Raw genomic sequence first — 21,467 nt, 5'->3', positions numbered from 1 at the left:
TTGGCCAGCTGGGTGCCCGTCGCCTTGGAGACGAACGGCACCGTCCGGGACGCGCGGGGGTTCGCCTCGAGGACGTAGAGCGTGTCGCCCGCCAGCGCGAACTGGATGTTGATCAAGCCCCGGACCCCGACGCCACGGGCGATCTTCTCCGTGGAGACACGGATCCGGTCCACCACCTCGGCGCCGAGGGTGATCGGCGGCAGGGCGCAGGCCGAGTCGCCGGAGTGCACGCCGGCCTCCTCGATGTGCTCCATCACGCCGCCGAGGAACAGCTCGGTGCCGTCGTAGAGCGCGTCGACGTCGATCTCGATCGAGTCGTCGAGGAACCGGTCGACCAGGACGGGACGCTCGGGCGAGATCTCCGTGGCGCGGCCGATGTAGTCGGCCAGGGTCTCCTCGTCGTAGACGATCTCCATGCCACGTCCGCCCAGGACGTACGACGGGCGGACCAGCACGGGATAGCCGATCTCGTCGGCGATCTGCTTGGCCTCGGAGAACGTCGTCGCCATGCCATGCTTGGGCGCGGGCAGGCCGGCGTCGGCCAGGACCTTGCCGAACGCGCCGCGCTCCTCCGCGAGCTCGATCGCGGCCGGCTGGGTGCCGACGATCGGCACCCCGGCGGCCTCGAGGCCCGCGGCCAGGCCGAGCGGGGTCTGCCCGCCGAGCTGGACGATGACCCCGGCGACGGGGCCGGCGAGCTGCTCGGCGTGGACGATCTCGAGGACGTCCTCGAGCGTCAGGGGCTCGAAGTAGAGCCGGTCGGACGTGTCGTAGTCGGTCGAGACGGTCTCGGGGTTGCAGTTGACCATGATGGTCTCGTAGCCGACTTCGGACAGCGCCATCGCGGCGTGCACGCACGAGTAGTCGAACTCGATGCCCTGGCCGATGCGGTTGGGGCCGCTGCCGAGGATCAGGACGGCCGGCTTGGTGCGCGGCTCGACCTCGGTCTCCTCGTCGTACGACGAGTAGTGGTAGGGCGTCGTGGCCTTGAACTCGGCGGCGCACGTGTCGACGGTCTTGTAGACCGGCCGGACGCCCAGCGCGTGGCGCACGCCCCGGACGACCTCTTCGCGCATGTCGCGCAGCCCGGCGATCTGCAGGTCCGAGAAGCCGTGCCGCTTGGCCTTGCGCAGCACCGTCGGGTTGAGCTCGCGCGAGTCGCGCACCTCGGTCGCGATCTCGTGGATCAGGAACAGCTGGTCGACGAACCACGGGTCGATGCGGGTCGACTCGAAGATCTCCTCCTGCGTCGCCCCCGCCCGGATCGCGTCCATGACGAGCTTGATGCGGCCGTCGTGCGGGCGGGCGATCTGCTCCAGCAGGGTCGCCTTGTCGCCCGGGTCGCCGGCCCACGTGAACGCGGACTCCTTGCGCTCCAGCGAGCGCAGCGCCTTGCCGAGCGCCTCGGTGAAGTTGCGGCCGATCGCCATGGCCTCGCCGACCGACTTCATGTGGGTCGTCAGGGTCGAGTCGGCGGCCGGGAACTTCTCGAACGCGAACCGGGGCACCTTGACCACGACGTAGTCGAGCGTCGGCTCGAACGAGGCCGGCGTCTCCTGGGTGATGTCGTTGGGGATCTCGTCGAGCGTGTAGCCGATCGCGACCTTGGCGGCGATCTTGGCGATCGGGAAGCCCGTCGCCTTCGACGCCAGCGCCGAGGAGCGGGACACGCGCGGGTTCATCTCGATGACGACGATGCGGCCGTCCTCGGGGTTGACCGCGAACTGGATGTTGCAGCCTCCGGTGTCGACGCCGACCTCGCGGATGATGCCGATCGAGATGTCGCGCAGCCGCTGGTACTCGACGTCGGTCAGGGTCATCGCCGGGGCCACCGTGATCGAGTCACCCGTGTGGACGCCCATCGGGTCGAAGTTCTCGATCGAGCAGACGATCACGACGTTGTCGGCCGTGTCGCGCATGACCTCGAGCTCGTACTCCTTCCAGCCGAGGATCGACTCCTCGAGGAGCACCTCGGTGGTGGGGCTCAGCGCGAGGCCCGAGCCGGCGATCCGGTGCAGGTCCTTCTCGTCGTACGCGAGCCCGCTGCCGGAGCCGCCCATCGTGAACGACGGGCGTACGACGACGGGATAGCCGCCGAGGCCCTCCACGCCGTCGAGGCACTCCTGCATCGTGTGGCAGATGATCGAGTTGGCCGACTCCGCGCCCCACTCGGGCGGCAGCGTCGCGACGACCTGCTTGAAGGACTCGCGGTTCTCGCCCTTCTCGATCGCCTCGATCGAGGCGCCGATCAGCTCGACGTTGTACTTCTCCAGGACGCCGGCCTCGTGCATCTGGATCGCGGCGTTGAGTGCCGTCTGCCCGCCGAGGGTCGCGAGCAGGGCGTCGGGCCGCTCCTGCGCGATGACCTTCTCGACGTACTCGGGCGTGATCGGCTCGATGTAGGTCGCGTCGGCGAACTCGGGGTCGGTCATGATCGTCGCCGGGTTGGAGTTGATCAGGATGACCCGGATGCCCTCCTCCTGGAGGACCCGGCAGGCCTGGGTGCCGGAGTAGTCGAACTCGCAGGCCTGGCCGATGACGATCGGCCCGGAGCCGATGACCAGGACGCTCTTGATGTCAGTTCTCTTGGGCATTCAGAGTCCCCCGCCGGTCGAGCCTGTCGAAACCACATTGCTCTGCATGAGCTCCACGAATCTGTCGAAGAGATAGGCCGCGTCGTGCGGACCGGCCGCGGCCTCCGGGTGGTACTGGACGCTGAACGCCGGCTGCTCCAGGAGCGCCAGGCCCTCCACGACGTCGTCGTTGAGGCACACGTGCGTGACCCGGCCGGGGCCGAACGGCGTGTCGAACGTGCCGGTGAGCGGGGCGTCGACCGCGAAGCCGTGGTTGTGCGCCGTGATCTCGACCTTGCCGGTCGTCAGGTCCTGCACGGGCTGGTTGATGCCGCGGTGCCCGTAGACGAGCTTGTAGGTGCCGCGGTCCAGCGCGCGACCGAAGACCTGGTTGCCCAGGCAGATGCCGAAGTAGGGGGTGCGGGCCGCGAGGACCTGCTTGAGCACCGCGGTGACGTGGTCGGTCGTCGCCGGGTCGCCCGGGCCGTTGGACATGAACACGCCGTCCGGCGCGAGCTCGGCGATCTGGTCGTACGTCGTGGTCGCCGGCAGGACGTGCACCTCGATGCCACGCTCGGCCAACCGGCGGGGGGTCATCCCCTTGATGCCGAGGTCGATCGCGGCGACGGTGAACCGCTTCTCGCCGACGGCCGGGACGACGTACGCCTCGGGGGTCGTGACGTCGGCCAGGAAGCTCGCGCCCTTCATGGACGGTGAGGCCAGCACCTTCTCCAGGAGCGCGTCGCGACCGGGCGCAACGGAGGAGATTCCCGCTCGCATGGACCCGCGCTCGCGCAGGTGCCGGGTCAGGGCGCGGGTGTCCACTCCAGCGATCCCGACGACACCCTGCGCCGCGAGCTCCTCGTCGAGGCTGCGGTTGGAGCGCCAGCTGCTGCGGACCCGGGCGGGGTCACGGACGACGTAGCCGTCGACCCAGATGCGCCGGGACTCGAAGTCCTCGTCGTTGACGCCGGTGTTGCCGATGTGCGGAGCCGTCATGGCCACGATCTGGCCCTTGTAGGACGGATCGGTCAGCGTCTCCTGGTAGCCGGTCATGCCGGTGGAGAACACGATCTCGCCGATCGTCTCGCCGATCGCGCCGAAGGACTCGCCGCGGAAGACCCGCCCGTCCTCGAGCACGAGAATCGCCTCGGTCGTCATGCCATCACACCTTCCACGAGGGTCCGGTCCTGGACGGTCGGTCTGCCGCGCAGGAATGTCGCGACGACCTCACCGGGCAGGGTCAGCCCGGCGTACGGGTTGTTGCGCGACAGCGAGGCGGTGTCCCGCGCGTCGATCGTACGAGTCGCGGCCGGGTCGACCAGCACGAGGTTGGCCGGCTCCCCCACCGCGATCGGGCGGCCCTGGTTGGTCACCCGGCCGATCGCGGCGGGCTTGGCCGACATCTTGTCGGCGACCTGCTCCCACGTCAGGCGGCCCGTGTCGACCATGGTCTGCTGGACGACCGACAGCGCGGTCTCAAGGCCCAGCATCCCGAAGGCGGCGGCGGCCCACTCGCACTCCTTGTCCTCCATCGGGTGCGGTGCGTGGTCGGTCGCGACGATGTCGATCGTGCCGTCGGCCAGGCCCTCCCGGACCGCCTCGACGTCGTCGTTGGACCGCAGCGGCGGGTTGACCTTGTAGATCGGGTCGTAGCTGCGGACCAGGTCGTCGCTCAGCAGCAGGTGGTGCGGGGTGACCTCGGCCGTGACGTCGATCCCCCGGCTCTTGGCCCAGCGGATGATCTCGACCGAGCCGCGGGTCGACAGGTGGCACACGTGCAGGCGCGAGCCGACGTGCTCGGCGAGCAGGACGTCGCGGGCGATGATCGCCTCCTCGGCCACAGCGGGCCAGCCGACCAGGCCGAGCTCGCCCGACAGCGGGCCCTCGTTCATCTGGGCGCCCTCGGTCAGGCGGGGCTCCTGTGCGTGCTGCGCGATGACGCCGTCGAACGCCTTGACGTACTCCAGCGCCCGACGCATCAGCACGGCGTCCGAGACGCACTTGCCGTCGTCGGAGAAGACCGTGACGCCGGCGGCCGAGTCGGCCATCGCGCCGAGCTCGGCGAGCTGCTCGCCCTTGAGCCCGACCGTGACGGCGCCGATCGGCTGGACGTCGCAGTAGCCGCCCTCACGGCCCAGGCGCCAGACCTGCTCCACGACGCCGGCGGTGTCGGCGACGGGCTCGGTGTTGGCCATCGCGTGGACGCACGTGAAGCCTCCGCGCGCGGCGGCGCGGGAGCCGGTCAGGACCGTCTCGGCGTCCTCACGTCCCGGCTCGCGGACGTGGGTGTGCAGGTCGACCAGGCCGGGCAGGGCGACCAGGCCCGTGGCGTCGATCTCGACGTCGCCCGTCGCCCCCTCGCCGATCGCGGTGATGACACCGTCGTCGAACGCGATGTCGGTGGGATCTCCGCCGAGGAGCTTCGCTCCTCGGATGACGTACGAGCTCATGCAGTGCCTTCTTCGTTGGCTTCGGGTTCCCCGGCTGCGCCGCCGAGGAGGAGGTAGAGGACGGCCATCCGGACGGCGACACCGTTGGTGACCTGCTCGACGATGACCGACCGGACGTGGTCGGCGACGTCGGCGGTGATCTCCATGCCGCGGTTCATCGGCCCCGGGTGCATCACGATCGCGTGATCGGGCAGCCGGTTGAGCCGGGCGGTGTCGAGCCCGTAGCGGCGCGAGTACTCGCGGGCGCTCGGGAAGTACGACGCGTTCATCCGCTCGGCCTGCACCCGCAGCATCATGACCGCGTCGGCCTTCTCGAGCGAGGAGTCCAGGTCGTACGACGTCTCGACCGGCCAGTGCTCGATGCCGACCGGCAGCAGCGTCGGCGGGGCCACGATCGTGACGTTGGCGCCGAGCGTCTCCAGGAGCAGCACGTTGGAGCGCACGACCCGGCTGTGGAGGACGTCGCCGACGATCGTGACGTTCTTGCCCTCGAGGCTGCCGTCGCCGTCCTTGGCCAGGTGCCGGCGCATCGTGAACGCGTCGAGCAGCGCCTGCGTGGGGTGCTCGTGCGTGCCGTCGCCGGCGTTGATGACCGCGCCGTTGGTCCACTTGGCCTGCGCCAGGCGGTGCGGCGCTCCCGAGGAGTGGTGGCGGATGATGACGGCGTCGGCACCCATCGCCTGCAGGGTCAGCGCGGTGTCCTTGAGGCTCTCGCCCTTGGAGACGCTCGAGCCCTTGGCCGAGAAGTTGATGACGTCGGCGCTGAGGCGCTTGGCGGCGGCCTCGAACGAGATGCGGGTGCGGGTCGAGTCCTCGAAGAACAGGTTGACGACCGTGCGGCCGCGCAGCGTCGGGAGCTTCTTGATCGGCCGGCTGGCGACGCCCAGGAGCTCCTCGGCGGTGTCGAGGATCCGGATCGCGTCGGTGCGGTCGAGGTCACCGGCGCTCAGGAGGTTCTTGATCATGCGATCCCTCCGGTGATCGAGACCGAGTCGGCGTCGTCGGACTCGGTGAGCCGGACCTTGACCTTCTCGGCGAGCGAGGTCGGCAGGTTCTTGCCGACGAAGTCCGCCCGGATCGGCAGCTCGCGGTGGCCCCGGTCGATCAGGACCGCGAGCTGCACGGCCTTGGGGCGGCCCAGCTCGTTGAGGGCGTCCAGGGCGGCACGGATCGTGCGGCCGGAGAACAGCACGTCGTCGATCAGCACGACGACCTTGCCGTCGATGTCGTCCGGGATCTCGGTGTGCTCCAGGGCCCGGGCCGGCTTGAGCCGCAGGTCGTCGCGATACATCGTGATGTCGAGCGCCCCGGCGGTGATGTCGCGGCCCTCGACCTCGGACATCCGACGCGCGATCCGGCGGGCCAGGTGGACGCCGCGGGTCGGGATGCCGAGGAGGACGAGACCGGCGGAGTCGCGATTGCGCTCGAGGATCTCGTGCGTGATGCGGGTCAACGCCCGGGAGATGTCCTGGTCGTCCAGGACGGTGCGGGCTGGTGCGTGCGAGCTGTCAGCACGTGCCGCGTCATCGGACGCAACCATGACTGACCTCCTTCTCCGCCTCTCGGGACGGCCGTTAAAGGATGTCGTTGTACGTCCGACAGCCTAGCAGCGGCGTGCTCGCTGACCGGACGCGGCTCGGCGCACGATTCGAAACGGTGCCTGCGCTCAGTAGGCGCGGTGCCAGTAGGTGGGCAGGACGACCTTGAGGAACACCGGCATGCACTCGACGAAGTAGCGGCGGAACAGCCGGCGGGGCTCCTGCGCGAGGCGGTAGAACCACTCGATCTTGGTGGCCCGGACCCAGCGGGGGGCCATCGTCGCGTGGCCGGTGACCATGTTGACCGCGCCGCCGACATTGATCACGACGCCCTTGAAGCCCGCCTTGCGGACCTCCTCGCCGATCATGTCGCCGAACGGCGGCGTGACCGCGACGATCAGCAGGTCGACGCCGTACTTGCGCAGCTTCTTGGCCAGGGCGCGGGGCTTCCAGTCGCTGCGGTTGCCGTGCTCGCGGAAGACGACGTGCAGCCCGGAGTCGTGCAGCTGGCCGCGGAAGTCGTGCCCGGCGTGCCGGTCGGCGCCCAGGATCGCGGCCTTGCGGCCGTGGAACTGGCGCCCGGCGAGCATCCGCTCGAGGAACTCCGAGCCCGTGACCCGGGCCGGGTCGATGCCCCGCGACCGCATCAGCGAGACGATCGGCCAGCCGTCGGCCGTGATGTAGTCGGCGCGCTCGATCGTCCGGGCGAAGTCGTCGGACCTTGCGGCGAGCGCGAGGTGGTGCAGGTTGACCGTCTGGATGCGCTTGGGTCGCACGTCCAGGACGGCCGCGTCGAAGTCCCGGTCGTTGAGCAGGCACTTCTCGGCCATCATGTCGATGAGCTCGTCCGTGATCACGGACCTCACCCCTTCCCTGGCGAAGACTGGTGAGCCTTCAACCACGGAGAGGAGCGAGCGCGACGATCATGACGGCGATGCCGCCGGACCCCGTCGCAGGGTCAGCCGATCAGGGTCGGCTTGAGCTGGACGATCCTGCTCAGCAGGCCGTTGACGAACGTCGACGACTCGTCGGTCGACAGGTCGGCGGCCAGGTTGACGGCCTCGCTGACGGCGACGGCGTCCGGGACGTCGTCGACGTAGAGGATCTCGAAGGCGCCGATGCGCAGCAGGTTGCGGTCGACGGCCGGCATGCGGTCGAGCGTCCAGTCCTTGGCGTTCGACGAGATGATCTCGTCGAGCCGGTCACGATGGCTGACGACGCCCTCGATCAGGAGCACGGCGTAGTCGTTGACCGGGTAGTCCTCGGAGTGGCGCCGCTCGGCGAGCGTGCCGCCCGGCGCAAGGTTCTGCGCCTCGGACTCGAACAGGATGTCCAGCGCGCGCTTGCGTGACTTGGTGCGGGCTGACATCAGGACGACACGCGGCCGAGGTAGCTGCCGTCGCGGGTGTCGACCTTGATCTTCTCGCCGTTGACGATGAACAGGGGAACCTGGATCTCCTTGCCGGTCTCGAGGCGTGCCGGCTTGGTGCCGCCGCTCGAGCGGTCGCCCTGCAGGCCCGGCTCGGTGTACTCCACCAGCAGCTCGACCGACGCCGGGAGCTCGATGTAGAGCGGCGTGCCGTCGTGCATCGCGACCATCGCGTCCTGGTTGTCGAGCATGTAGTCCTTGGCGTCGCCGACCGTGGCGTCGGGGATGTTGATCTGGTCGTACGTCGTCTTGTCCATGAAGACGTACGAGTCGCCGTCGTGGTACAGGTACTGGAAGTCCCGCTTGTCGACGTTGGCCGTCTCGATCTTGAGGCCGGCGTTGAACGTCTTGTCGACGGTCTTGCCGCTCATGATGTTCTTGAGGGTCGTCTTGACCATCGCGCCGCCCTTGCCGGGCTTGTGGTGCTGGAACCAGACGACAGACCAGAGCTGCCCGTCGAGGTCGAGGACCATGCCGTTCTTGATGTCGTTCGTGGTGGCCATCAGCCGATCTCCAGGAGGTCTTTGGTCATCGTGGTGAGCACCTCGGGGGCGCCCGGGGTCACGAGGACGGTGTCTTCGATACGTACTCCCCCACGGCCCGGCACATAGATGCCCGGCTCCATCGTGAGGACGGTGCGACTGGTCAGTTTACCTGTGTGCGAGGCCGCGATGAACGGGTCCTCGTGGATCTCCAGCCCGACGCCGTGGCCGAGGCCCGTCGTGAACGCCTCGAGCCACCCCGACGCCTCGAGCGCACCGCGCGCGGAGGCGTCCGCGTCACTCACGGCGACGCCCTCGCGGAGGAGGTCCAGGCCGGCGGCCTGGGACTCCCGGACCGCGGCGTGGACCTCGCGCTGCCAGTCGTCGGCGCGGCCGAGGACGACGGTCCGGGTGCAGTCCGCGTGGTAGCCGTCGACCCGTGCACCGAAGTCGACCTTGAGCAGGTCGCCGGTGCCCAGCAGGCGGTCGGTCGGGTGGTGGTGCGGGATCGCGGTGTTCTCCCCCGCGGCCAGGATCGTCTCGAACGCGATCGCCTCGGCGCCGAGGTCGAACATCCGGTTCTCCAGGTCGCGCGCCACCTCCCGCTCGGTACGCCCGACGAGCGGGCCCTCGAGCAGCGCGAGCAGCGCGCGGGTCGAGATGTCGCAGGCACGACGCAGGGCATCGATCTCGACGGCGTCCTTGGTCTCGCGCAGGTGCTCGACCATGCGATCGGCCGGCACCAGCGCGACGGAGGGCAGGAGCTCGGCGAGCCGTGCGTGGGCGTCGACGGTCAGGGTGTGGGACTCGATGCCCAGCTCGATGCCGGACGCCCGCTCGGCCATTGCTCCCAGCAGGTCCCGGGTGATGACGTGCTCGATGTCGGGCACCTCGGCGGCCGCCTGGTCGCGGTAGCGACCGTCCGTGACGAACACGGCCTCGCCGCCGCCGGACACGTAGACCGCGCCGTTGGAGCCCGTGAACCCGGTCAGGTAGCGGACGTTGACGAGCGTCGTGACGAACAGCCCTTCGAGACCACGATCGATGATCTCCTCACCGAGCCGGCCCAGGCGCGTGGCCGTCGTCACGACGAGATGGCTCGGTAGGCGTCGAGCAGCAGCGACTCGTCCGGACCGGCGAGGATCGTCGGCGCGGCGAGACCCTCGAGGACGACGAACCGCATCTGGTCGCCGCGGGTCTTCTTGTCGAGCCGCATCGTCGTCGACAGCGCCTCCCAGATCCCGGACCGGTACGTCATGGGGAGTCCGACGATCTCGAGCACCGAGCGGTGCCGGTCCAGCAGCTCGTCGTCGATCAGGCCGAGCCGGTGCGCGATCTCCGCGACGTAGACCATGCCGATCGAGACCGCCTCGCCGTGGCGGATCGTGTAGCGCTCGAAGCGCTCGACGGCGTGGCCGAACGTGTGGCCGTAGTTGAGCGCCTCCCGTCCGATCGACCCGTCGGCACCGGTCTCGTGCAGGTCGCCGGCCACGGTCCGGGCCTTGACCGCGATGCCCTTGGTGATGAGCTCGGCGACGATCGACGACGAGGGGTCGGAGATCGTCTCGGGGGCGGCCTCGACGAGGTCGAGGATCGAGGGATCGGCGATGAACCCGCACTTGACGACCTCGGCCAGCCCGCTGCGCAGCTCGGGCGCGGGCAGCGTCGTCAGCAGGTCCAGGTCGCACAGGACACCGACCGGCTCGTGGAACGCACCGACGAGGTTCTTTCCCTGCGCCGTGTTGATCCCGGTCTTGCCGCCGACCGCCGCGTCGACCATGCCGAGGACCGTCGTCGGGACGTTGACGAACCGGACGCCGCGCAGCCAGCTCGCGGCGACGAACCCGGCCAGGTCGGTCGTCGCTCCCCCGCCGAGCCCGACGATGACGTCGGAGCGGGTGAAGCCGGTCTCCCCGAGGACCTTCCAGCAGAACGCGAGGACGTCGGCGGTCTTGGCCTGCTCGCTGTCAGGGACCTCGATCAGGTGGACCTCGAGCCCGTCGGAGACCAGCGGCCCGCGGAGGATCTGCGCCTGCTTCAGCATCGACGGCGGGTGAATGATCGCGACCCGCAGCACGCCGAGCCCGAAGCCGACGAGGCCGCGCAGCTGCTCGTGCACGCCGTTGCCGATCACGACGTCGTACGGTCGCTCGGTCGGCACCCGCAGGCGGGTCGTCATCGGTCCCCCTCGATCAGCTGCAGGGCCCGGTCGGCCACCGCCTGGGCGTCGAGGGCGTCGGTCACGATCGTGAACCGGGCCACCTCGGCGTACAACGGGCGTCGACGGTCCATGAGGCCCTTCATCTGTGAGCGGACGTTGCCGAGCAGCAACGGCCGGTTGCCGTTCATGCCGACGCGGGACACCGCGGCGGCCAGTCCCACGTCGAGGAAGATCACCCGGTGCTGGGCCAGCAGGGCGCGGGTCCCATCGCTGAGGACGGCGCCGCCGCCCAGGGCCAGGACGCCGTCGTGGTCGGTCAGCGCCGCGGCGACGGCCTTCTCCTCGAGCGCGCGGAAGTGCGCCTCGCCGTGGTCGATGAAGATGTCCTGCACCGAGGTGCCGGTCGTCGTCTCGATGTCCCGGTCGGTGTCGCGGAAGGCGACCCCGAGCCGGTCGGCGAGCTGCTCCGCGACGGTCGTCTTACCGGCTCCCGGCGGCCCCACGAGGATGACGAGCGGGCTCAACGGTGCCTCAGGTTCGCGAGGTAGCCCTCGACGTTGCGGCGGGTCTCCTCGACCGCGTCGCCGGCGAACTTCTCCAGGATCGCGTCGGCGACGACGAGCGCCACCATGGCCTCGGCCACGATGCCGGCGGCGGGCACGGCGCACACGTCGGAACGCTGGTGGTGCGCGCGGGCCTCCTCGCCGGTCTCGACGTCGACGGTGCGCAGGGCGCGCGGGACCGTCGCGATGGGCTTCATGGCGGCACGGACGCGCAGGATCTCACCCGTCGTCATGCCGCCCTCGGTGCCGCCGGCGCGACCCGACAGGCGGCGGATGCCATCCTCGGTCGGGACGATCTCGTCGTGCGCGAGGGAGCCGCGGGTGCGGGCGAGCTCGAAGCCGTCGCCGATCTCGACGCCCTTGATGGCCTGGATCCCCATCAGCGCCTGCGCGAGGCGGCCGTCGAGCCGCTTGTCCCAGTGCGTGTGCGAGCCGAGTCCGGGCGGCAGGCCCTCGACGACGACCTCGACGACACCGCCGAGGGTGTCGCCCTCCTTGTGCGCGAGGTCGATCTCCTCGACCATCGCGGCGCTCGTGGCGGGGTCGAAGCAGCGCACCGGATCGGCGTCGAGCGCGTCGACGTCGCCGTGCGACGGGATGACGCCGGCGGGGGCGCGGACGGTGCCGAGCTCGACGACGTGCGAGACGATCGTCGCGCCGGTCGTCTGCTGGATGAACTGGGCGGCGATCTCGCCGAGGGCGACGCGGGCCGCGGTCTCGCGGGCGCTGGCGCGCTCGAGGATCGGGCGGGCCTCGTCGAAGCCGTACTTCTGCATGCCGGCGAGGTCGGCGTGGCCGGGCCGCGGGCGGGTCAGGGGCGCGTTGCGCTTGAGCCCGTCCAGCACCTCGGTGTCGACGGGATCGGCCGACATGACCTGCTCCCACTTGGGCCACTCGCTGTTGCCGATGCGCAGGGCGATGGGGCTGCCCATCGTCGACCCGTGGCGCAGACCGCCGACGATCTCGAGCTCGTCCTGCTCGAAGGCCATGCGCGCACCCCGGCCGTAGCCGAGACGACGGCGCGCCAGCGCGGCCTGGATCTCCTTGCTGGTCACCTGCACACCGGCCGGGAGCCCTTCCAGGACGGCGACGAGTGCAGGGCCATGGGACTCACCAGCGGTCAACCAACGAAGCATGGATCGATTCTCCCACGCCCCACGCGCCGGTCAGGACCTCAGGTCGAGTAGAACGCCGGTCCCCACGTGGCGCCGATCACGGCGCCGACGATCATGTAGGGCCCGAACGCGTACGACTTCGGGTCGATCAGCCGCAGTCGCGAGAGCAGGATCCCGACGACGGCCCCCAGGACGAATCCCGCGTAGATGCCGATGAAGACCTCGCTGGAGCCCAGCGCACCGAGCGCCAGCGCGAGGACGCCCGACAGCCGGACGTCGCCGTAGCCGAACGCACCGCCGAAGAAGCGGCCGGCGAACCAGTGCATCAGGCGGAACACGAGATAGACCACGACGTTGGCGACCAGGGCGTGCACCAGGATGTCGACGTCCTGGAGCAGCAGCGCACCGAGGCCGACCAGCAGCAGCGTCACGACGTACATCGGGGCGACGATGACGTACGGCAGCAGGCGCGTCCGCGAGTCGACGAACGCCAGCCATGCCCCCACCCCGGCGACCACGACCCACACCGGCAGCAGCTCGGTGTGGTCGATCCTCCACGCCACGAGCGCCGCCATGACCGCGGCACCCGCCGCGAGTCCCACCACGAGGAACCGGGTGCCGGCGAGGACGGCGTAGGGGACCTTGTCCTCGTCGGGCTCAGCGGGTTCCGGCACGCGGCGCAGCACGAGTGCCCCGAGGGCACCGAGCAGGGCGGCGGCCAGGGCGGCGAGGGCGATGGTCACCGGGGCAGCCTAGCGACGCTGGAGCGCCGCCAGAGCCGCCTCACGCAGGAGCTGTGGAGAAATCGTGGACCCGGTCATCAGCTCGACCTGCAGCGCGGCCTGGTGGGCCAGCAGGTCCAGCCCGGACACGACCGGGACGTGGGCATCGGCCGCGGCGCGGGCCAGCACCGTGGGCCACGGGTCGTAGACGACGTCGAACACCGCACGCGAGGCCTCGACGAGCTCGTGCGACCGGGAGCCGATGACCTCGCCGGGGACGGTCGAGACCAGCAGGTCGACCTTGTCCAGCAGCGGCTCGTCGATCTTGCGGACGTGCACCACGATGCCCCGGCCCCGGGCGACCGCCTCCGCGTCGGCCGCGCGGGACGGCTCCCGCACGATGAAGTCGATCTCCTCGACCCCCAGGCGTACGAGCGTCAGTGCGATCGACGCGGCCGTCGCGCCGCCGCCCAGGATCCGGGCCGTGCGCGGCGAACGGACCTCCCGCTCGGCCAGCGCGGCCACGGCCCCGGTGACGTCGGTGTTGTGGGCCGAGAGCATCCCGTCGTCGACGATCAGCGTGTTGGCGACGCCCAGCGTCTCGACGTCCTCGCTGCGCTGGTGACCCACCGCGGCGGCCTCCCGCTTGAGCGGCGCCGTCACCGACAGGCCCCGGACGTCGTCACCGAGGGCGCCGACGAACGCGGCCAGCTCGCCGGCCTTGACCTCGACCGGCTCGTAGCCCCAGTCCAGGCCGAGCTCCGCGTAGGCGGCACGGTGCATCGCCGGCGACAGCGAGTGCGCGATGGGTGAGCCGAGGACCGCGCAGATCATCAGCACACGTCCTTGGGCGCGGTCTTGCAGTAGGCCTGCAGCTTCGCGACGGCCTGGTTGTGCTCGCCGAGGGTGTCGGAGAACACCGTCTCGCCGGTCTCCAGGTTGACCGCGACGAAGAACAGCCACGTGCCCTCGGCCGGGTTGAGCGCGGCCTCGATCGTCTTCTCGCCGGGCGAGCCGATCGGCCCGGGTGGCAGCCCCGTGTTCTGGTACGTGTTGTACTCCGACGGGTCGGCCCGCTCCTCGGGCGTCGTGAAGACATCGCCCTTGCGCTTGCTGACGTACGACACCGTCGAGTCCAGCTGCAACGCCATGCCCTCGTCGAGCCGGTTGTAGAGGACGCGCGCGACCTTGGCGTAGTCCTCGTCCGCCTTGGCCTCGTACTCCAGGATGCTGGCGACGGTCAGGACCTGCTCGCCGGTCAGGCCGAGGGCCTTGGCGCGGGTCCCGATGTCCAGCGACTTCGCGGTGGCCAGCGTCTTGTCGACCATCTGCCTGAGCAGCTGGGTCGCGGTGGTGCCGGGCTCGACCTCGTACGTCGCGGGGAAGAGGTAGCCCTCCGGGTTGAGGTTGGCGACCTCCGGCAGGCCCAGCTTCTCGGGCTTGTCGAGCGCCGCGAGCAGTGACTTCTGGGTGATCTCGGTGGACTTCGCGATGATCTCGACGATCTGCCCCACGCGGGCCCCCTCCGGGATCGTCACCCGGACGATGGCGCTGTTGCCCTTGTCGGTCAGTGCCGCCATCGCGGCGTCGGCCGACATCTTCTTGCGCAGCGTGAACGAGCCGGCCTGCACGGCCTGGAAGCGGCTGTCGCTCAGGGCGAGCTGGTAGAACGCCTCGGCGCTCTTGACGACATCGGCCTTCGCCAGGATGTTGGAGATCTGCTGCCCGTCCGCGCCGGTCGGGATCGTGACGACGATCGTGCCGGCGCCATCACCGCTGTAGTCCTCGACGGACGTGAAGAGCTTGTCCTTGACCCACAGGCCGCCCATCACGATGCCGACGAGCACCACGGCGACGATCAGCAGCGCCAGGATCCGGCGGCCCCACGGTGGGCGGCGGGGTGTCTGGGCCCGTCGGCGTCCGGCTCCGGCGGGCTCCTCCGGACCCCGCGCGCCGTCCGTCATCATGTCCAGTCCGCTGTTGCTCATAGGTTCCTCATGCTCTCGCCGGGTGCCGACCCGCGGGTTCGCTCCGAGTCCAATGCCGTTTGCAGGATCACCGTAGCGGCAGCCTGGTCGATGACGCTGCGCCTGGTACGGCCGGCACGACCGCTCTGGCGCAGCATCGTGTCGGCCGTCATGGTCGACATCCGCTCGTCGAACAAGCGGATCGGGACGGGGTCGATCGCGGTCAGCAGCTCGGTGCAGAACGCCCGCACCTTGGTCACCGCGGGCCCCTCACGCCCCGACAGCCCGATGGGCAGGCCGACGACGCACTCGAGGACCTCGTGCTCCCCGACGAGCTCCGCGAGCCGCCTGATCGCACCGGGACCGGCGGGGATGGTCTCGACGGGGGTCGCGAGGATCCCGTCGGGATCGCTGACCGCGACCCCGATGCGCACGTCGCCCACGTCGATGCCGAGTCTCCTGCCGCGCCGGAATGTCACGCGCCGAGCGCCGCCTCGACCGCTGCCAGCGCCGACGGGATCGCCGACACGTCGGTGCCACCGCCCTGCGCGACATCGGCCTTGCCGCCGCCCCGGCCGCCGATCTTGTCCCCCACGACCTTGATCAGGTCGTTGGCCGACAGGCCGCGGGACTGGGCCGGCTCGTTGAGCGCCACGACGGCGGCCGGCTTGTCGCCGGCATCCCCGATCACGACGACGACCGCGGGCCGGTCACCCAGCCGCTTGCGGATGTCGAGCGCGATCGTGCGGACGTCTCCCCCGCCGGCGCCGGTCGCGTGGTGCCCGACGTACGCGACGCCCCCGATGTCCTTGGCCGAGGCCGCGACGTCGCCGGCCGCGCCGAGCAGCTGGGCGGCCTTGATCTTGTCGGCCGCCTTCTCGGCGGCCTTGAGCCGTTCCAGGAGGTCCTGCACGCGGGCGGGGACGTCCTCGGGCTGGGTCTTGAGCAGGTCGGTCAGCTGCCGGACGACGTCACGCTCGCGCGCGAGGTAGGCGAAGCCCTCGAGACCCGTGAGGGCCTCGACGCGCCGGTTGCCCGCACCGACCGAGCCGTCCGACGTGATGACGACGGTGCCGATCTGCGACGAGCGCTCGACGTGGGTGCCACCGCACAGCTCGCGCGACCACGGTCCGCCGATCTCGACGACGCGGACGTCCTCGCCGTACGTCTCACCGAACAGCGCCAGGGCGCCGAGCTCGCGGGCCTCGGGCAGGCTCATGGTCTGCGCCGTGACCGGCAGGTCGGCCCGCAGGGCCCGGTTGGAGGCCTCCTCGACACCGTGCAGCTGGTCGGGCGACAGCGCGCCGCTCCAGCCGTAGTCGAGGCGCAGGTAGCCGGGACGGTTGTAGGAGCCGGACTGCAGCGCCGTGGGGCCGAGCACCTCGCGCAGGGCGGCGTGCACGACGTGGGTGCCCGAGTGGGCCTGGCGGGCGCCGAGCCGCCATTCGGGGTCGACGGCCGCCTCGACCGTCGTGTCGAGGGTCAGCTCGCCGTCGAGGACGCGGACCTGGTGGACGACGAGACCGCGGACGGGCCGCTGGACGTCGAGGACCTCGGCCCGGCCGCCGTCCCACTGCAGGTGGCCCGCGTCGGCGTGCTGGCCGCCGGACTCGGCGTAGAACGGGGTGCGGTCCAGGACGACCTCGCCGATCGCGCCGGCGCCCAGCGCCGGGACGCCGCCGCCCTCGGCGATCAGGCCGAGGACGCGGGACTCCGTGGTCAGGGTCGTGTAGGCCTGCCAGTCGGTGGGGCCGTTGGCGTCGAGCGCCGCGCGGTAGACCGTGGTGTCGGCGTGGCTGCCCTTCTTGCTCTTGGCATCGGCCTTGGCGCGGGAGCGCTGCTCGGCCATGAGCGCGCGGAAGCCCTCCTCGTCGACCGTCAGGCCCTGCTCGGAGGCCATCTCGAGCGTGATGTCGATCGGGAAGCCATACGTGTCGTGCAAGGTGAACGCCTGGTCGCCGGACAGCGCCGAGCCGCCCTTGTCCTTGACCGCGGTCGCGGCGGTCTCGAAGATCTGCGTGCCCTTGCCCAGCGTCTGGCGGAACGCGTCCTCCTCGGCGTACGCGATCTGCGCGATGCGCGGGAAGTCGGCCTCGAGCTCGGGGTAGGACGCCTTCATCCGCTCCAGGCTGACCGGCAGCAGCTCCGGCAGGGCGGGGTCCTCGTAGCCCAGCAGGCGCATCGAGCGGACCGCGCGACGCAGCAGGCGGCGCAGGACGTACCCACGAGCCTCGTTGCCCGGCGTGACGCCGTCGCCCATCAGCATCAGGCCGCTGCGGACGTGGTCGGCGATGACCCGGAAGCGGACGTCGTCGGTGCGGTCCTTGCCGTACGTGCGTCCGGAGATCTCCGACGCCTTCTCGATGACCGGGAAGACCTCGTCGATCTCGTAGAGGTTCTGCTTGCCCTGCAGGAGGTAGGCGACGCGCTCCAGACCCATGCCGGTGTCGATGTTCTTGTTGGGCAGCTCGCCGAGGACGTCGAAGCGGTCCTTGGCCTGGACGTTGGTGATCTCCTCCTGCATGAACACGAGGTTCCAGATCTCCAGGAAGCGGTCCTCGTCGACGACGGGTCCACCGTCGGCGCCGTGCTCGGGGCCGCGGTCGACGTAGATCTCGCTGCACGGGCCACCGGGGCCGGGGACACCCATGTGCCAGTAGTTGTCGAGCAGGCCACGGTCCTGGATGCGCTCGTCGGGCAGGCCCGCGACCCGCTTCCAGATCTCGCGTGCCTCCTGGTCGGTGTGCAGCACCGTGACCCAGATCGTGTCGGGGTCGATGCCGAGCCCGCCGTCCTCGACCGCGTTGGTGATGAGGCCCCACGCGTGCGTGATGGCGCCTTCCTTGAAGTAGTCGCCGAACGAGAAGTTGCCGTTCATCTGGAAGAAGGTGCCGTGGCGGGTCGTCTTGCCGACCTCCTCGATGTCGAGGGTGCGCACGCACTTCTGCACGCTCGTCGCGGTGTTCCACGGCGGCGTCTCCTGGCCCAGGAAGTAGGGCTTGAACGGCACCATGCCGGCGTTGACGAACAGCAGGTTGGGATCGTCGAACAGCAGCGGCGCCGAGGGCACGACGGTGTGGCCGGCATTCTCGAAGTGAGCGAGGAATCGACGGCGGATCTCCGCGGTGTGCATCAGTGATGGTCCTTGTCGGGGTGGGCCTCGTCGAGGCTGAGGGTGCTGTGGTCGGTGGGGTCGATCAGCCGGCGGGCGATGTCCTGCTCCCGGGTCTTCATGCCGTCCTGCAGCTCGGCGCTGAACGCCCGCCAGCCGAGTCCGAGCGCGCTGGCCTGGTCGACCAGTCCGGGCATCGACAACCGGTGGGCGGCGCGGCGGGCCTTGGCGGTGGCGTAGACGCCGGCCGCGGATCCCGCGACGAACCAGACCGCCCGCGAGCTGAGGGTCATGACCCGAGCCACTGGTCGGAGGGCGGCGTGGGCCGGGCGGCGCGGACGGCGCGACGTCCGGCCTGGGCGCGCTCACGGCGCCGGCGCCGGTACTCCCGCCGCATCAGCGCCGAGATCCGGTCGCGGCTCTCGGGGCGCAGGGCGTGCGCGAGGCCGTGGGCGAGCACCGACAGGCGTACGCCCGGGCGCCCCAGCGCGGTCTGGACGACCTGCTGCTGCGTCGGGGGGACGATGAGCCGGCCCTCGACGATCCGTGGCTCGAGCTCGGGCGGGAGGCGCGTGGGGGTGTGGATCGTGACCTCGCCGGTCGGCCGGCGCGCCGGGGCGACCTCCCGCGAGACCTCGATCGGCTCCGGGTTCGGGGTGCTGGGGACGGCCGCGAGACGGCGGGCGGCGCGGACCGCGATGACGGCAGCACCGATGGCGACCACGGCCAGAACCGCGGTCGCCACGAGGATCCAGACCTCCGTCGACATGTCCTCGAGCCTATCGCGGCTGCGGGTGACCGCTCACGTGGCTAGCGGTCGCGCAGGATCGCGCGGATGATCTCGAGGCGCTCGGACAGCCGCGCCTCGAAGCCGTGCTCGCCCGGCTCGTAGTAGCGCGCGCCGTCGACGTCGTCGGGTGCGTACTGCTGGCCGACGACGCCGCGCACGTCGTCGTGCGGGTAGACGTAGTCGTGCCCGTGGCCGAGCTTCTTGGCGCCGGCGTAGTGGGCGTCGCGCAGCGCGGGCGGGACGGTGCCGACCTTGCCGGAGCGGACATCGGCCATGGCCCGGTCGATCGCGACGACGACGGCATTGGACTTCGGCGCCGCGGCGAGGTGGATGACGGCCTGTGCCAGCGGGATGCGGGCCTCGGGGAAGCCGATCATCGCGACGGCCTGCGCCGTGGCGGTGGCCAGCGGCAGCGCGGTCGGGTCGGCCATGCCGATGTCCTCGCTGGCGTGGATCATCAGGCGTCGGGCGATGAAGCGCGGGTCCTCCCCCGCCTCGATCATCCGAGCCAGGTAGTGCAGGGCCGCGTCGACGTCGGAGCCGCGGATCGACTTGATGAACGCGCTGATGACGTCGTAGTGCTGGTCGCCCTGCCGGTCGTAGCGCACCGCGGCCTTGTCGACCGCGAGCGCCGCGTCCTCGACATCGATCTCGGCCTTGCCCTGGCTCGTCGCGGCACCCGCGGCGGCCTCGAGATAGGTCAGCACCCGGCGGCCGTCTCCCCCGGCGAGGCGGATCAGGTGGCTTCGTGCCTCCTCGGTCAGGGTCACGACGCCGGCGAGCCCACGCTCGTCGGTCAGCGCCCGGTCGACCAGGACGCCGATGTCGTCGTCGGTCAGGGACTCCAGGGTCAGCAGGAGCGACCGGCTGAGCAGCGGGGAGATGACGCTGAAGTGCGGGTTCTCGGTCGTCGCCGCGACGAGGGACACCCAGCGGTTCTCGACGCCGGGGAGCAGGGCGTCCTGCTGGGACTTGCTGAACCGGTGGACCTCGTCGACGAACAGGACCGTCTCGACGCCGCTCTGCGCCAGGGCGCGGCGGGCGCCGGCGATCGTCTCGCGGACCTCCTTGACCCCGGCCGAGACGGCCGAGACCTCGACGAAGCGGCGGTCGGTGTGCGAGCTCAGCAGGCTGGCGATCGTGGTCTTGCCGGTGCCCGGCGGGCCCCACAGCAAGATCGTCAGCGGCTGGTTGCCGTCGATCATCTGCCGCAGCGGCGATCCCGGCGCGAGCAGGTGCTGCTGGCCGACGAGCTCGTCGAGCGACCGCGGCCGCATGCGCACCGCCAGCGGGGCGTTGGCCTGCGGGGCCCCGGCGAGGCTGCCCCCACCCACGGGAGTCGCCGACGGGGAGTCCGGGATGTCGAACAGTCCGTCAGAGCTCATGCCCCGAGCCTACGGTCCCCGCCGGGTCGGTTTACCACGGTCCCTGAGGAGACTGGCGCATCCCGCAGGAAGGATCCTGCGGGATGCGCCAGGTTGCCGAGGGACCGTGGTAGACCGACGACCGTCAGGCGTCGGCCTTCGGCGTCTCGGCGTCGGACTTGGGCTTGCTGTCCACGCCGGCGTCCCGGCGCTGCTCCGGCGTGATCGGGGCGGGGGCGGCCGTCAGCGGGTCGTAGCCGCCACCGGACTTGGGGAACGCGATGACCTCGCGGATCGAGTCCGCGCCGGCGAGCATCGCGCAGATCCGGTCCATGCCGACCGCGATGCCGCCGTGCGGGGGCGCGCCGAACGTGAACGCGTCGAGCAGGAAGCCGAACTTCTCCTGCGCCTCGTCCTCCTCGATGCCCATGACCTTGAAGACACGCTTCTGGATGTCCTCGCGGTGGATTCGGATCGACCCGCCACCGAGCTCGCTGCCGTTGCAGACGATGTCGTATGCCCACGCGAGCGCGTGGCCCGGATCGGTGTCGAACGTCTCCAGGTCCTGCGGCGAGGTGAACGCGTGGTGGACCGCGGTCCACGCCCCGGCCCCCACGGCCACGTCACCCGACGCGACGGCGTCGCCGGACGGCTCGAACAGCGGGGCGTCGACGACCCACACGAACTCCCACGCCGACCTGTCGATCAGGTCGCAGCGCTCACCGATCTCGAGCCGGGCCGCACCGAGCAGGCCGCGGGTCGCCTTGGTCGCGCCGGCGCCGAAGAAGATGCAGTCGCCGGGCTTGGCACCGACGTGCTCGGCCAGGCCGGCGCGCTCGGTGTCGCTGAGGTTCTTGGCGACGGGGCCACCCAGCTCGCCGTCCTCGGAGATCGTGACGTACGCCAGACCCTTCGCTCCGCGCTGCTTGGCCCACTCCTGCCATGCGTCGAACTGACGGCGGGGCTGCGAGGCGCCGCCGGGCATGACGACCGCGCCGACGTACTCCGCCTGGAAGACGCGGAACGACGTGTCCTTGAAGAAGTCGGTGCACTCGACGAGCTCCTGGCCCATCCGCAGGTCGGGCTTGTCGGAGCCGAACCGACGCATCGCGTCGGCGTACGTCATGTGCGGGATCGGGGTCGGGATGTCGTAGCCGACGAGGGCCCACATCTTCGTGAGGATGCCCTCCATCAGCTC

Annotated in this window: 21 protein-coding genes; all 21 read right to left on the bottom strand. The window is 70.6% G+C overall.

Annotated features, from left to right (window positions below; all coding sequences use genetic code 11):
- Positions 1-2,594 (bottom strand): carbamoyl-phosphate synthase large subunit (gene carB / locus JWQ91_RS04700; RefSeq protein ID WP_297781493.1); only part of this gene is annotated, 2,594 nt, incomplete at its 3' end.
- A complete protein-coding gene (gene carA / locus JWQ91_RS04695; protein WP_297781491.1) occupies positions 2,595-3,734 on the bottom strand; it encodes a glutamine-hydrolyzing carbamoyl-phosphate synthase small subunit in 1,140 nt (379 codons plus the stop codon).
- Entirely contained in the window at positions 3,731-5,026 is a 1,296-nt protein-coding gene (locus JWQ91_RS04690) for a dihydroorotase (RefSeq protein WP_297781489.1), read from the bottom strand. Before JWQ91_RS04690 ends, carA begins: the two co-directional genes overlap by 4 nt.
- A complete protein-coding gene (locus tag JWQ91_RS04685; protein ID WP_366521352.1) occupies positions 5,023-5,988 on the bottom strand; it encodes an aspartate carbamoyltransferase catalytic subunit in 966 nt (321 codons plus the stop codon). The genes JWQ91_RS04690 and JWQ91_RS04685 overlap by 4 nt, the downstream gene beginning before the upstream one ends.
- A complete protein-coding gene (gene pyrR / locus JWQ91_RS04680) occupies positions 5,988-6,566 on the bottom strand; it encodes a bifunctional pyr operon transcriptional regulator/uracil phosphoribosyltransferase PyrR (protein WP_297781485.1) in 579 nt (192 codons plus the stop codon). The genes JWQ91_RS04685 and pyrR overlap by 1 nt, the downstream gene beginning before the upstream one ends.
- A 126-nt stretch (positions 6,567-6,692) precedes the next feature.
- On the bottom strand, positions 6,693-7,421 hold the full coding sequence (locus JWQ91_RS04675) for a WecB/TagA/CpsF family glycosyltransferase (protein ID WP_297781483.1): 729 nt from the start codon (positions 7,419-7,421) through the stop codon (positions 6,693-6,695).
- A gap of 101 nt (positions 7,422-7,522) precedes the next feature.
- Entirely contained in the window at positions 7,523-7,933 is a 411-nt protein-coding gene (gene nusB, locus JWQ91_RS04670; RefSeq protein WP_297781481.1) for a transcription antitermination factor NusB, read from the bottom strand.
- On the bottom strand, positions 7,933-8,499 hold the full coding sequence (efp, locus tag JWQ91_RS04665; protein ID WP_297781495.1) for an elongation factor P: 567 nt from the start codon (positions 8,497-8,499) through the stop codon (positions 7,933-7,935). Before efp ends, nusB begins: the two co-directional genes overlap by 1 nt.
- On the bottom strand, positions 8,496-9,563 hold the full coding sequence (locus tag JWQ91_RS04660) for a Xaa-Pro peptidase family protein (RefSeq protein WP_297781480.1): 1,068 nt from the start codon (positions 9,561-9,563) through the stop codon (positions 8,496-8,498). Before JWQ91_RS04660 ends, efp begins: the two co-directional genes overlap by 4 nt.
- Complete coding sequence (aroB, locus tag JWQ91_RS04655; protein WP_297781479.1) at positions 9,560-10,654, bottom strand: 3-dehydroquinate synthase; 1,095 nt, start codon at positions 10,652-10,654, stop codon at positions 9,560-9,562. Before aroB ends, JWQ91_RS04660 begins: the two co-directional genes overlap by 4 nt.
- Positions 10,651-11,160 (bottom strand): shikimate kinase, encoded by a 510-nt coding sequence (locus JWQ91_RS04650; RefSeq protein ID WP_297781476.1) that lies wholly within the window; start codon positions 11,158-11,160, stop codon positions 10,651-10,653. The genes aroB and JWQ91_RS04650 overlap by 4 nt, the downstream gene beginning before the upstream one ends.
- Complete coding sequence (gene aroC / locus JWQ91_RS04645) at positions 11,157-12,335, bottom strand: chorismate synthase (protein WP_297781474.1); 1,179 nt, start codon at positions 12,333-12,335, stop codon at positions 11,157-11,159. The genes JWQ91_RS04650 and aroC overlap by 4 nt, the downstream gene beginning before the upstream one ends.
- 38 nt (positions 12,336-12,373) lie before the next feature.
- Positions 12,374-13,057 carry an A24 family peptidase gene (locus JWQ91_RS04640; RefSeq protein ID WP_297781472.1) on the bottom strand — a complete coding sequence of 228 codons (684 nt, stop codon included), beginning with the start codon at positions 13,055-13,057 and terminating at the stop codon, positions 12,374-12,376.
- A 9-nt stretch (positions 13,058-13,066) separates the two neighbouring features.
- Positions 13,067-13,870 carry a shikimate dehydrogenase gene (locus JWQ91_RS04635; RefSeq protein WP_297781470.1) on the bottom strand — a complete coding sequence of 268 codons (804 nt, stop codon included), beginning with the start codon at positions 13,868-13,870 and terminating at the stop codon, positions 13,067-13,069.
- Positions 13,870-15,024, bottom strand: a complete 1,155-nt coding sequence (mltG, locus tag JWQ91_RS04630; protein WP_297781468.1) for an endolytic transglycosylase MltG — start codon at positions 15,022-15,024, stop codon at positions 13,870-13,872. The genes JWQ91_RS04635 and mltG overlap by 1 nt, the downstream gene beginning before the upstream one ends.
- Positions 15,021-15,482: a Holliday junction resolvase RuvX gene (gene ruvX, locus JWQ91_RS04625; RefSeq protein ID WP_297781466.1), complete on the bottom strand. Its 462-nt coding sequence runs from the start codon at positions 15,480-15,482 to the stop codon at positions 15,021-15,023. The genes mltG and ruvX overlap by 4 nt, the downstream gene beginning before the upstream one ends.
- Positions 15,479-18,136, bottom strand: coding sequence for an alanine--tRNA ligase (gene alaS, locus JWQ91_RS04620; protein WP_297781464.1), 2,658 nt, complete (start codon positions 18,134-18,136; stop codon positions 15,479-15,481). Before alaS ends, ruvX begins: the two co-directional genes overlap by 4 nt.
- Positions 18,136-18,408 (bottom strand): DUF6167 family protein, encoded by a 273-nt coding sequence (locus JWQ91_RS04615; protein ID WP_297781461.1) that lies wholly within the window; start codon positions 18,406-18,408, stop codon positions 18,136-18,138. The genes alaS and JWQ91_RS04615 overlap by 1 nt, the downstream gene beginning before the upstream one ends.
- Positions 18,405-18,884, bottom strand: a complete 480-nt coding sequence (locus JWQ91_RS04610; protein ID WP_297781459.1) for a hypothetical protein — start codon at positions 18,882-18,884, stop codon at positions 18,405-18,407. The genes JWQ91_RS04615 and JWQ91_RS04610 overlap by 4 nt, the downstream gene beginning before the upstream one ends.
- Positions 18,885-18,925: 41 nt before the next feature.
- Positions 18,926-20,290: a replication-associated recombination protein A gene (locus JWQ91_RS04605; RefSeq protein ID WP_297781457.1), complete on the bottom strand. Its 1,365-nt coding sequence runs from the start codon at positions 20,288-20,290 to the stop codon at positions 18,926-18,928.
- 124 nt (positions 20,291-20,414) lie between these two features.
- Positions 20,415-21,467: amino acid--tRNA ligase-related protein (locus JWQ91_RS04600; RefSeq protein ID WP_297781455.1), on the bottom strand; the 1,053-nt coding region annotated here is incomplete at its 5' end.

Origin of the sequence: Aeromicrobium sp., from assembly GCF_025965075.1 — a bacterium.
In the GTDB taxonomy this organism is placed as follows: domain Bacteria; phylum Actinomycetota; class Actinomycetes; order Propionibacteriales; family Nocardioidaceae; genus Aeromicrobium.
This window is presented reverse-complemented; position numbering and strand designations above follow the sequence as displayed.

Excerpts from the sequence above, each read along its gene's own strand:
- JWQ91_RS04605 (WP_297781457.1), bottom strand. The coding sequence starts at position 20,290 with ATGAGCTCTGACGGACTGTTCGACATCCCGGACTCCCCGTCGGCGACT.
- alaS (WP_297781464.1), bottom strand. The coding sequence starts at position 18,136 with ATGCACACCGCGGAGATCCGCCGTCGATTCCTCGCTCACTTCGAGAAT.
- JWQ91_RS04635 (WP_297781470.1), bottom strand. The coding sequence starts at position 13,870 with ATGATCTGCGCGGTCCTCGGCTCACCCATCGCGCACTCGCTGTCGCCG.
- carA (WP_297781491.1), bottom strand. The coding sequence starts at position 3,734 with ATGACGACCGAGGCGATTCTCGTGCTCGAGGACGGGCGGGTCTTCCGC.
- JWQ91_RS04615 (WP_297781461.1), bottom strand. The coding sequence starts at position 18,408 with ATGACCCTCAGCTCGCGGGCGGTCTGGTTCGTCGCGGGATCCGCGGCC.
- aroB (WP_297781479.1), bottom strand. The coding sequence starts at position 10,654 with ATGACGACCCGCCTGCGGGTGCCGACCGAGCGACCGTACGACGTCGTG.
- mltG (WP_297781468.1), bottom strand. The coding sequence starts at position 15,024 with ATGAGCAACAGCGGACTGGACATGATGACGGACGGCGCGCGGGGTCCG.
- pyrR (WP_297781485.1), bottom strand. The coding sequence starts at position 6,566 with ATGGTTGCGTCCGATGACGCGGCACGTGCTGACAGCTCGCACGCACCA.
- JWQ91_RS04690 (WP_297781489.1), bottom strand. The coding sequence starts at position 5,026 with ATGAGCTCGTACGTCATCCGAGGAGCGAAGCTCCTCGGCGGAGATCCC.
- nusB (WP_297781481.1), bottom strand. The coding sequence starts at position 7,933 with ATGTCAGCCCGCACCAAGTCACGCAAGCGCGCGCTGGACATCCTGTTC.
- aroC (WP_297781474.1), bottom strand. The coding sequence starts at position 12,335 with ATGCTTCGTTGGTTGACCGCTGGTGAGTCCCATGGCCCTGCACTCGTC.
- JWQ91_RS04610 (WP_297781459.1), bottom strand. The coding sequence starts at position 18,884 with ATGTCGACGGAGGTCTGGATCCTCGTGGCGACCGCGGTTCTGGCCGTG.